Here is a 12,439-nt window from a genome sequence, read left to right on the forward strand (position 1 = left end):
GTAGCAAGCATTACAGATGCAAGTGGAACAGAAGGAAGTGCTGTAGAGTTTGACTTTACGTTAAGCAATGCAAGTGCCTTAGCAGTAGACTATACATTTACCTTAACCAATGGCACCGCAGGAAATTCAGATTATACGACGACCGATGTAGTGGTAACCGTACCAGCCGGCGCAACAAGTGGAACGGTAAGTGTACCAACGACAGAGGATACTATAGATGAGTCAGATGAGACCTTTACTGTAGCCAACGGAGGGCAAACTGCGACAGGAACGATTCAAGATAATGATGGAGCCCCAATAGTAGCCATAGGAGATGTAACAGTATCCGAAGGTGACGATGCTATTGTTCCGGTAACCTTAAGCAATCCAAGTACAGAAGACATTACAGTAGAAGTAACGGTAGATGGAATAGTGTACCCAGTAACAATTGCCGCAGGAGATACAACAGGAAGTGTAACTGTTCCAACAGCAGAAGACATTACCTCAGGAGAGGCAGACGAAGTATTCCCAGCAACAGGAGTTGTCACAAGTGGAGTAACTGGAGCGATAACCGATGGATCAGTAACGGTAGAAGACGATGATGTAACCGTACCAACAGTTGTAAGTCAAACCACGAACGATACGACACCAGTTATCACAGGAACAGCAGACAGTTCAGATACGATTGAGGTAACAGTCAACGGAGTAACGTATACCGAAGGAGACGGGAACTTAGTAGACAATACCGATGGAACATGGACATTAAACATACCAGCAGGAAGCGAGATTGCAGAAGGAACGTATGATGTAAGTGTAGAAGCAACCGATGCAGCAGGAAACACCAGTTCCGATGCAACGACCGATGAATTAGTAATCGACACAACAGCACCAGTTTTAACGATAACTATAGATAATATCACAGCAGACAACATTATTAATGCCTCAGAAGCAGGAAGCACTATTCCAGTAAGCGGAATGGTAGGTGGTGACTTCAATACAGGAGACACGGTAACTTTAGTGATCAACGGAAACAGCTATACCGGAACAGTAGATAGTAGTGGAAATTATAGCATAGATGTCCCAGGCTCAGACTTAGCAGCTGACCCAGATACGACAGTAGAAGCAAGTGTAAGTTCAATTGATGGTGAAGGGAATAGAGGCTCTGCTTTGAATACACATGAGTACTATTTACAAGACACGGATAATGACGGCATACCAGATGCTGTAGATGTAGATGATGATAATGATGGAATTCCAGATGTTGAAGAGGGAGATGGTTTAGTGGATACTGATGGAGATGGAATTCCAGATTCATTAGATCTAGATTCCGATAATGATGGTATAAATGACGTTATAGAGGGCGGAAATGGAGATTTAGATACTAATGGAGATGGAGTGATAGATTCTAGCGATACAGGATATACAGATACTAACGGAGATGGTCAATCTGATAACTCAGTAGATGAAGAAGAAGAACCAGATACGGATGGCGACGGTATTCCAGATTATCAAGATTTGGATAGTGACAACGATGGTATAAATGATGCTATAGAGGGAGGAAATGAAAGTTCCGATACTAATGGTGATGGAGTTATAGATTCTAATGATACAGGAGGTTCAGATTCTGATGGTGATGGAATTTCCGATAGTGTTGATGAAGATATAAATAATTTTGGTGAGGGAGATAATGGAGGTGATACTCCGGTAGATACAGATGGTGATGGTACTCCAGATTATCAAGATTTAGATAGTGACAATGATGGAGTAAATGATGTTGTAGAAGGAGGGAATCCAGATGAAGATGGCGATGGACAAGTAGACAATCCTCTTGATGATTCAGATGGAGATGGAATCGCAGATAGTGTTGATGGTTTAGATGGTTTTGGTGATGCTGATAACCCAGATTATAACTCTAACCCTACAGATCCAAATGATGGAGGGGACGGAGTGATAGATGGAGAAGATACAGACGGAGATGGAATACCTGACCTTATAGATGGTTTTGATGGGTTTGGAGACGCAATAAATGATGATACTTGTGTGAAAGTAAACAACTTAATGAGTCCTAATGGAGATGAAGCAAACAGTTATTTACATATTGATTGCATTGAGAATTTCCAAAATAATACTCTTGAAATTTTTAACCGTTGGGGTAACACTGTATACAGAATAGAAGGATACTCGAATAAGGATAGAAATAAAAGGTTTGAAGGAATCTCTGAAGGAAGAGCTAATATAAATGTAGGCGATAAATTGCCAGTTGGAACATACTTCTATATTTTAGACCTTGGAAATGGAAGTAAAGTTAAAAAAGGCTGGATTTACATTAATAGATAATCTAGATTTATAAAAAAGACTGATGAATAAAAGTATTAATCAAATGAAATTATATTTAAGTTTAATCTTACTATGTGCAATGAGTATTTGTATAACCACAAATACTTATGCACAACAAGATCCTCAGTACACACAATATATGTACAATACAATGAATGTAAACCCTGCTTATGCAGGGTCTAGAGGGCATACAGTAATTACTGCATTAGGTAGAATGCAATGGGTAGGTTTTGAAGGTGCTCCTAATACTCAAAACTTATCATACGATACTCCTTTAGGATATTCAGGTTTAGGGTTAGGAGTTAATTTAATGAATGATCAAGTGGGACCTTCTAGTGAAATATATTTAGATGCAAATGTATCTTACAATATACAAACAGGAGAAGAAGGGAACTTAGCCTTTGGATTGCGATTAGGAGGTAGGTTACTAAATATAGATTGGTCAAAAGGAACTTACAAAGATGATGAAGTAGTCTTTCAGGATAACATTAATAAATTCTTACCAACCGTCGGAGCAGGTATTTATTATCATCAGCCACAATGGTATGTAGGATTATCGGTGCCTAATATTTTAAGAATGGAGCACTACGATGCAGATACTCCAGGGGAAGTAGCAGTAGAAAGAATGCACTTTTTCTTAATAGCAGGATATGTTTTCGATATCAATGAAGACTTAAAGTTTAAACCAGCAGCTTTATTAAAAGGAGTTTCAGGAGCACCTCTATCATTAGATATTTCAGCTAATTTATTATTTAATGAAAAGTTTAGAGTTGGAGCTTCTTGGAGATGGGATGATTCTGTAAGTGCACTTTTAGGTTTTCAAGCAACAGACTCTTTGCTTATAGGGTATTCATATGATTTAACAACGTCAAACTATAATGTAACAAACTCGGGAACACACGAAATTATGTTACAGTATGAAATATTTAAAGATATTAGATATAGGTCCCCAAGATTCTTTTAAAAAGAAAAAAATGAATTTTAAAAAAATACTAGTATTAGCAACATTTTTAATGCTGGCTGTAAATGGTTTTGGTCAAAGTAGAAAAGTAGCGGATCGTTATTTTGGAGAGTTTTCTTATGTTCAATCAGCTAAATTGTATAAAGATTTAGTATTAATTAAAGGAGATAGCTCTCAACATGTATTAACTAGGTTAGCTGAGTCTTACTATAATAATTCAGATACAGAAGAAGCAGAAGTTTGGTACCAAAAACTTGTTTCAAATTTTAAAGAAAAAGTAGAAGAAAAGCATTTGTTTAAATATGCTCAAGCTCTGAGAAGTAATGGGAAGTATAAAAAATCAGATTCTATCTTTTTAAGATTAACTCAAGCTCAAAAAAGTAGTTTAAATAAGGAACTTAAAAAAGAAAACTATTTGTTAGACTACACTAATAAAGAAAAGAGAGTAGGAGTAAGAAACTTGGCTATAAATACGCCTTATTCAGAATTCGGAGGGTTTTTATTGAATGGAAAAGCATACTTCTCATCGTCTATTGCTAATGATTCAAAAAAGCAAAAAATTTATAAGTGGAATAACCAACCGTTTTTAAATATTTACAAGGCAGAAGAGAATATACAAACATTAGAAGGTAGTAAGCAAGACACTGTCTTAGTTTTAGGAAATGTTAAAAAGTTGGGAGAACCAATAGCTTCTGAATTACATGAATCGACACCTGTTTTTACAAAAGACGGAAAAACTATTTACTTTACAAGAAATAATTCTGAAGGAAAGAAAGCAAAGAGAAGTAAGAAAAACACATCTAATTTAAAAATTTATAAAGCTAGTTATGTGAATGGGTATTGGGTTAACGTTAAAGAGTTACCATTTAATAATGATGAGTATTCAACAGGTCATCCAGCTTTAAGTCCAGACGAAAAAACATTATATTTTGTTTCTAATATGCCAGGAGGATATGGACAATCTGATATTTATAAGGTAGAAATAAAAGAAGAAGATGAGTATGGAGAACCAATAAATTTAGGAAACACTGTAAATACGCCAGAGAAAGAAGTTTTCCCTTATGTAGGGAACGATAATGTACTATATTTTTCATCTAACGGACATTTAGGTTTAGGACTTCTTGATATTTTTCAAGCAAAGATTAAAGAAGATGGTACATTATTATCACCAGAAAACATAGGGTATCCATTTAATAGTAAAAAAGATGATTTTTCATTTTTTATAAGTAAAAACGGGAAAAGAGGTTTTTTCTCATCAAATAGAGAAAAAGGAAAAGGAGATGATGATATTTATAGCTTTTTTATTTATACAGAGCCTCCTGTTTGTACACAAATTGTTAAAGGAGTAATAGAAAACAATAAAATAAATGCTCCAGTAGATGCAGCTGTAATAAAGTTAATTAATAAAGAAAAAGAAGTTATAGCAGAAACTATTTCTGATACATCAGGTAGCTATACTTTTAAAGATGTACCATGTAATGGAATATATACAATTACTGCGTCTAAGTTAGACCATAGATCAGATAAAAGTACAGTGCTAACTAATAATAAAAAAAATAAAGAGGTTACAGCAAACTTAAAGTTAACACCATTAATAATAGGAAACCAAATAGTGATAAAACCTATTTATTTTGATTATGATAAGTCTGTTATTAGGGAAGATGCAGAATATGAGTTAGAAAATATTGTAACAGTAATGACAAATCATCCTGAGTTAGTGATTAAAATAGAGTCACATACAGATAGTCGAGGTCGAAGAGATTATAATAGGTTTTTATCAGATAAAAGAGCAAAATCAACTAGAGATTATATTCTATCAAGAGGAATTACAAGTAATAGAATTGAAAGTGCTATAGGTTACGGAGAAGACAACCCTTTAAATGATTGTGTAGACGGAAAAAAGTGTACTGAAAAAGAGTATCAATTAAATAGGCGCTCTTATTTCTATATAGTAAAAGGAAGCGAGTCTGTAGAGATAAGACAAGAACAAGAAAAAAAAAGAATCAGAAAAAAACTAGCCACAAGAAGAAGTAATTTTTTAGAGTTTTTAAGCAAAAGTTTAAAGAGATCAGAAAGAAACTCAAGACCAGAAAATAATAAGTGTTTTAAGGGAAAAGAAGAGAATTGTAACAAGTTAACAAAAGAAGTTAAAGTGAATTATAAAAATTAAGATTCCCCCCACAAATAAACGTAATGTTATTAAGGTAAAACTCCTTTTTTTAAAGGAGTTTTTTTTATTTACTCAGTATAATATTATGCAAAAAATTAAGTTATAAGGTTACATTAACTTATTATCATTATTATTAATTATGAAAAAACTATTTATTCCCTTAGCGTTATTGGCTTTAACAATGACGTCTTGTGTATCAAAAAAGAAGTATGTTGAGTTAGAGCAGAAGTACAATGATACAAGAGGAAATTTACAAAAAACAACTCTAGAAAAAGAGCAGCTTGAGGCTAAGTTTGCTAAAATTGAAAAGAGAGTTGATGACTACAATGAAAAAATTAACTCATTAAAAAGTGTAAATGAATCACTCCATGAAGAAAATAACGTTAAGTTAGATATGGTTGGTAAATCAGCAGTAATCTCAAATTCTGTAAAAGAAAAAATGAGAGAAACACTTAAAAATGTTGATCCAGCTGAGTTAGCTAATGCTAAAACGTTAAAAGACTCTATGAATGTAGCTATTGCTCACAACTTAAAAAAGTCAATAAACACTTCAGAGCTAGAAAATGATGAAGATGTAAATATTGATATTGATCAAACAGTTGTAATGATTTCTGTTTCAGACAAAATGTTATTTAATACAGCAAGCTACAGAGTTAAAAGAAATGCGCATAAGTTAATTAAAAAATTAGCTGATGTTATTAATTCAGAACCAAGTATGGATGTTATGATTGAAGGACATACAGATTCTAGACCAATTCATAATGCTGTTGTACAAGACAACTGGGATTTAAGTGTAAAAAGAGCAACATCTATTGTTAGACTTTTAGAGACAAAATATAATGTGGATCCTAGCAGGTTAATAGCATCAGGAAGAGGAAGTTCAGTTCCACTTGTAGAAAACAACTCTGCTACTAATAGAGCTAGAAATAGAAGAACTAGAATCGTAATTTTACCTAATTTAGATAAGTTTTTTGGTTTACTAGCCGAAAAAGAAAATATCAAACCTTAGTTATTATTAAAATAAAGAATAAAAAACCAGCTAAATGCTGGTTTTTTTGCTTAATAGCTATTAAATAGTAAGTTTGTAATAGTTTGATTTATCTTAGAACAGCATGAAAATTGTTCTGCCTTATGCAAAATAGCATAATCTTTTTCCTTTCTTTGATTTCTAATATATTTTGAGTCAAAGTAAAAACAATAAAAAAAGAGCTAAAAGAAAAGGAAGGCAAAAGTAAAAAAAACTAAAATTAGGTAAAGAGAAAGTAAGAGAAAAGGAATAGCTTATGATTGAGATAAGAATAAAGTGAAGCTAAAATGGGTAAAGAAATTCCTGAAGAAATAAAAGAAATGGTTCATAAGGCGAATGAAGTGCTTAGTGAATTAGACAAAAAGATTTAAAATAGATAAGAAGTAACAACTTTAAATAAATAGAAAGTATTATAACTACTCTTTTTTTGATAATTTTATTTCTTGTATAAAATAATGTATTGTACTACTACTTACACTACTAGATTTACAATAAAGAGCACTATAGTATAGTGTAAGTAAGAATTATCTAAGAGGATAATGTCTTATAAAAAGAAAAGCTTCTAATTTTAATTAGAAGCTTTTCTTTTTATATATAAACACTTTTAAGAGTTATTTATTCATGAAGTTTAAAGTTAACGGGAATATAATACTCAACATTAGCTGTTTTACCATTATGCTCACCAGGAACAAACTTAGGTAGTTTAGAAACCATCCTTTTAGCTTCTTGCTCTAGTAATTGACCGTTTTGAGGACCTTTCATTTTAATGTTGGTTACTTCTCCTTTTTTATCAATAATAAATCGTACCCAAACTCTTCCTTCAATGTTTTGTTCTGCAGCTGCAGCAGGATAGTTAAAGTTTCTTTGAATATGGCTAACCATTCTTTCGTTGAAACACTTTAATTTTTGCATATCAGGAACCTTTGTACATGCTTTAAATTGAGGGATGCTTTGTACCTCTACAAACTTTACAAAATCAGTAACAGTCTTTTCTTTTACTACATTAGAACTTTTCTTAGCAACAACTTTACTTATTGTAGATTTAGAAGAACTATTATTAGTTGCTCCAGGTGCTCTAAACGTAATAGGAACCCCATATTTTACTTTTACAGTTCTTCCATTGTGTTTGCCAGGTATAAATTTAGGAAGATCGTTAATAATTCTACTAGCCTCCTTTTCTAAAGATTCACCACCTTTAGGTCCACGCATTAAAATATCTTCAACATTTCCTTGCTCGTTTATTGTAAACTGAACTAAAACTCTTCCTTGAATACCAGCATCAATAGCTTCTTGTGGATAGTTGAAGCTCTTAATAATATGTTTAGTCATGTTAGTTTCAAAACACTTTGCCTGCTTAATTAATGGAACATTGTTACATTTACTAAACAAAGGAATTTCTTCAACTAAATTAAAAGGAACTTTTTCAATAGTAGCTGAATTATCTTCTAACTCAAGTTTACCAATTAATAAAGATTTCTTTTTAATATCAGCTACCTTTTGAGAAGAATTAATACCTCCAATAGCAGAAACAGCTTCTTTATTCTTACGAACAACGCGTCTTCTGGTTGAAACTTCAATAGATAGTTGTTTTTTTGCACCATTATCGGTGTCTTCGATTGCACATTTTGTGATACTGTTTGGATCAGCGATTTGTTCATCTGGAGTAGTACATACTTCTTGTCCTACAGCCGCTAAAGAAAGTAGCATAATAGCTACTACTAAGGGGAATTTTTTAATCATTGTGCTCTAATTTTAAGTGTTTGGTAGAGTTAATTAACTATTAACTGATGCCGTAAATATAGGTAAAAAATAGAAAATAACAAATTTATTCTACGATTCAGATTGCTAGAGTGATTTTAATCTAAAAAGGAGGAATAAATTTAACTATAACGGAACCCTAAAAATTATACGCAAAGCGTATTTTATATTAACTAAACCACCTTTATAGCTTCCGGGAATAAATTTAGGAAGAGCAGCAATTAATCTGTGAGCTTCCTTCTTCAGTAAATCACTATTTTCAGCTCCTTTTTTCTTTATATAAACAACATTCCCTTTTTTATTAACAGTAAATTGTACTAAAACCTTCCCTTCAATTTTTTTTCGAAAAGCTTCCTTTGGATAATCAAAATTTCTAACAATATGTTTTATCATTTCCTTTTCAAAACATTTTGATTGTTGTAAAATTGGAGTTTTTTTACATTCTTTAAATAGAGGAATTTGTTCTACTAGGTGAAAAGGAACTTTGTCTAGAGAAGTTAAAATATCCTCTTTTATATTTAATTTTCAACAAGTGAGTTTTTACTTTTTATTTGCATAACTTTATTAGAATTAGCTGAAACAGCATTAGCTTTTCTAAGTTTATGAAGCCTTTTTCTTGTTGAAATTTCTTTAGATTTTTCAATCTCTAGAGCTTCTTTTACATCGTTTATAGAACATTTAGTAATGCTAATAGTATTAATGTCCTGAATATTTTCATTGGGAGTTTCACATTTTTCTTGAGAGTAAGAAAATGATATTGAAAATAAGATTATTTGAAATTATGGATAAACGTTTTATCTTAATTTAAGATTAAATTTATAGGAAAAGAGTAAGTTACATTAACAGGTATCCCTTTCTCTTTACCTGATTCTAACTGAGGTAACTTATTGATAATCCGATTAATTTCATTGGTAATAACTTTGCTAGGTTTTGAACTAACTACTTGAATATTTTTAGGTTTACCATACACATCTATAGTAAATTGAATTAAGACCCTACCACGTATACCTTCCTCTGAAAAGACCTCAGGGTAATAGTTTTTAGAAAAATGTTTTTGCATATTGTCTTTAAAACACTTTTTAGCTTTTTCGTTAGAGCTATTTTTACACTTAGGAAATAAAGGAACTTGTTCAACTACAGAAAATAATAGCTCTTTAGTTTGAGACTTCAAAGAAGTTTTTATAGATAAGTCGTTATTAGTAGTAACAATAGAAACCTTAGAAGGATTACTTAGGCTTGATTGATTTTTTTGTGGTGTTTTTCTTATTTTTTTTATTCTATTTCTAGCGGTTAATGCTTTTGTAGTTCTTTCTCTTGAATTTTGTTTCTTGTTAACAATCTCACATTTATTTACACTTATAATATTTAAATCAACAGCATTGTCTTCAGGAGTAGTACAAACTTCTTGAGCTTTTAAAGCAATAGTTACAAAGAGAAGAAGTATAAAAAATAGTAATGTTGTTTTCATAGGATTTAAGAGCTTGTTTGGTGTTGTAAAGGTTACGCTTTATTGCTCTTTTGTCCTTAAGGAATCATGATAAATCTATTAAGTAATATGTTCTTTAATGTTATGAATATTAATTAAACATTAAGTAGGCTTTTGAATAAAAATAAAGCCTTCATAATTATTACGAAGGCTTTATCAATACTGAAATATTTTATGTATTATTATTTCACATTCATTAATTCAACATCAAAGATTAAGGTTGCATCTGGAGGAATTACACCGCCAGCACCTTGTGCTCCATATGCTAAGTCAGAAGGAATTACCAAACGAGCTTTGTCTCCAACTTTTAATAACTGAATACCTTCATCCCAACCAGGAATTACTTGACCAACTCCAATTGCAAAATCGATAGGTTGCTTGCGTTTGTAAGAAGAATCAAACACAGTTCCGTCTAATAATTGTCCCTTGTAATGTACAGAAACCGTAGCTCCTTTCGTAGCTTGTTTCCCATCTCCGTTTTGTAAAACCTTATAACGTAATCCGCTTGCAGTTTCATCGTATCCAGCAGCTACTTCATCTAATAATTCTTTTTGTTTAGCTTTTGCTTCAGCTTCACGTTTTTCACGAGCTCCTTCAAAAGATCTAAAAGCTTCTACTGCATTAAAAGATTCAGCGGTATCACCAACACGAATAATTTCTACATCCATAGTGTCGTCTTGTGCAATAGCATCAACAACATCTTGACCTTCAATAACACTACCAAAAACAGTGTGTTTTCCGTCTAACCAAGGAGTAGCAACATGGGTAATAAAAAACTGAGAACCATTAGTTCCAGGCCCTGCATTTGCCATTGATAACTTTCCTGGAGCATCGTGCTTTAATTCAGGGTGAATTTCATCATCAAATTTATAACCAGGATTTCCTGTTCCTGTTCCTTGTGGGCAACCACCTTGAACCATAAAATCAGCAATTACACGGTGGAATTTTAATCCATTGTAATAAGGAGTTCCTTGTGGTTTTGCTGAGTTTTCTAAATTTCCTTCTGCTAAAGCAACAAAGTTACCTACAGTTCCAGGAGTCTTTTCGTATTCTAAGTTTACTAAAATATCACCTTTTGGAGTGGTGAACTTTGCATAAATTCCGTTATCCATTTTTCTCTTGTTTATTTATATTGTGCGATTCCAATATCCAAAATATTATTAGGTAAAAGAATCTTTTTATTAAAATAGCTAAATCATTGTTTTTCTTAGCAATGACAAAGTTAGTTTTTTACTGATAAAGTTGAAAGGTTAAAGCTTAAACCTATGTTAATATTGTTTGAATTTACATTACCGAAAGGCGAATAATATCTACCTCCAGATGCAATTATAGAAACCTGATTTACTATGTCATAGCTCAATCCAAGTGTAGGGCGAATAATAATTCCTTCGTCAGTATCTACACCAGCACCTCCGCCAGCACCTGCCATAATTTCTATAAAACCACGCATTTTTTTGTTAAAAAAATATGGACTATATATACCACCACCTACTAATCCGTGAGCATAACCACCTGAGCGACCATCATATGCAAAACCTGCTTCACCAGCAATATATAACCAATGATTTAAGTCATAGTTAACTTTAAAACCAATTAACTGTAAGTCTATTTCAGTAGCGTTGTAAACATCATCTGTTTTAGCAACATTAAAATAGCTTTGATTTTGAATTTCAAAACGTAAACCTTGTGTACTATAAGTACTATTTTCTTCGGAAGACGTTCCGCCATTTAATCCGAAGTATTTTAAACCAAACCCGAAAGTATACGCTTCTAAATCGCCTGCAATAGCACGATAATACCCGCCATGACCACTGATAGCGATGTTTTTAAATAGTTTTAAATCGATTCCAGCAGAAGGATACATCATCAATCCACCTTCAGGAGCCACACGACCGCCAGCAGCACCAATACCTAATTTCCCAAAAATATTAATATATTTTGATTGGTATGGGTGATACCCAGCACCAACAAATAAATCCATAAAACCAGCACGTAACCCTCTATAAATAGCATCGGTATGTGCAAATAAGAAGGTGTTTTCGTTTAAATATTTCTGATACTCAAAACCAATAACATATAGCATTTCATTTAAGTCATCACCATTATCTTTTTTTGAATTACCGATAGGTTTAAAGAAATCAAAACGAATTTGTTGTGCATTTTTAACTACAGGTTTATTCCAGAAACTATCAGGAGACAAGTTATCTGCTACAAAATTTTGATGTGCTTTGTCATAATCGGTAAAACGTAAAATACTAGGTATTTCTACAAAGAAAGAAACGGAGTTACTTTTAATTTCTCCAGATAAAAAGTTAACGTGACTGTATTGTATTCCGAAGGAATAATCATTCTTTTTATATTGTAATCCGATATTTGGATTGATAAAACCACCATCATTTACTAAGTAACGATATCCACCACCGCCACCAAAGTGGAAGTTAGCATCTACATATAAGTTTTTATACAATTGTTTATTCACTCCTAATTCAGCACCTAACGTAAATAATCCTCCTTGGTCACCTGTTACAGCAAAATGAAATCCTGCGCCACCATACAACCAATCGTTAAATGGAATTTGATAGTGTATACCTGCTAATCCCATGGTTGATTTTAGGTTTGGAAATTTATCCGAAGGCATTTCAACAGGTATAAAATTCAAACGAACTTTATTGTGTAACTCTTTTCCTTGTAAATTAGACAAGTTCTCTTGACCGTAAGTTA

At 32.5% G+C, this 12,439-nt stretch carries 9 protein-coding genes; 4 read left to right on the forward strand and 5 right to left on the reverse strand.

The features are described 5' to 3' along the window. The 4 genes from Q4517_RS10965 to Q4517_RS10980 all read left to right on the forward strand — a co-directional run. Window positions 1-2,316: Ig-like domain-containing protein (locus Q4517_RS10965; protein ID WP_303509178.1), on the forward strand; the 2,316-nt coding region annotated here is incomplete at its 5' end. 22 nt (window positions 2,317-2,338) lie between these two features. Next, complete coding sequence (locus Q4517_RS10970; protein WP_303509180.1) at window positions 2,339-3,280, forward strand: type IX secretion system membrane protein PorP/SprF; 942 nt, start codon at window positions 2,339-2,341, stop codon at window positions 3,278-3,280. A 10-nt stretch (window positions 3,281-3,290) separates the two neighbouring features. After that, on the forward strand, window positions 3,291-5,447 hold the full coding sequence (locus Q4517_RS10975) for an OmpA family protein (protein ID WP_303509183.1): 2,157 nt from the start codon (window positions 3,291-3,293) through the stop codon (window positions 5,445-5,447). Window positions 5,448-5,586: 139 nt separating this feature from the next. Continuing rightward, window positions 5,587-6,456: an OmpA family protein gene (locus Q4517_RS10980; protein ID WP_303509185.1), complete on the forward strand. Its 870-nt coding sequence runs from the start codon at window positions 5,587-5,589 to the stop codon at window positions 6,454-6,456. A 633-nt stretch (window positions 6,457-7,089) separates the two neighbouring features. Here the strand turns inward: Q4517_RS10980 and Q4517_RS10985 are convergent. From Q4517_RS10985 to Q4517_RS11005, 5 genes are all read right to left on the reverse strand, one after another. Then, window positions 7,090-8,214: an energy transducer TonB gene (locus Q4517_RS10985; protein ID WP_303509188.1), complete on the reverse strand. Its 1,125-nt coding sequence runs from the start codon at window positions 8,212-8,214 to the stop codon at window positions 7,090-7,092. Window positions 8,215-8,358: 144 nt separating this feature from the next. Further along, the gene (locus tag Q4517_RS10990) at window positions 8,359-8,625 is read right to left on the reverse strand and encodes a TonB family protein (RefSeq protein WP_303509190.1); all 267 of its coding nucleotides are present in this window, start codon (window positions 8,623-8,625) and stop codon (window positions 8,359-8,361) included. 406 nt (window positions 8,626-9,031) lie between these two features. Next, complete coding sequence (locus Q4517_RS10995) at window positions 9,032-9,700, reverse strand: TonB family protein (protein WP_303509193.1); 669 nt, start codon at window positions 9,698-9,700, stop codon at window positions 9,032-9,034. A 200-nt stretch (window positions 9,701-9,900) separates the two neighbouring features. Beyond that, the gene (locus Q4517_RS11000) at window positions 9,901-10,830 is read right to left on the reverse strand and encodes a peptidylprolyl isomerase (protein ID WP_303509196.1); all 930 of its coding nucleotides are present in this window, start codon (window positions 10,828-10,830) and stop codon (window positions 9,901-9,903) included. Between the two features lie 110 nt (window positions 10,831-10,940). Beyond that, the gene (locus tag Q4517_RS11005; protein WP_303509198.1) at window positions 10,941-12,419 is read right to left on the reverse strand and encodes a hypothetical protein; all 1,479 of its coding nucleotides are present in this window, start codon (window positions 12,417-12,419) and stop codon (window positions 10,941-10,943) included. Window positions 12,420-12,439 lie beyond the last annotated feature (20 nt).

This window comes from Tenacibaculum sp. 1_MG-2023 (assembly GCF_030547425.1).
GTDB lineage: Bacteria > Bacteroidota > Bacteroidia > Flavobacteriales > Flavobacteriaceae > Polaribacter.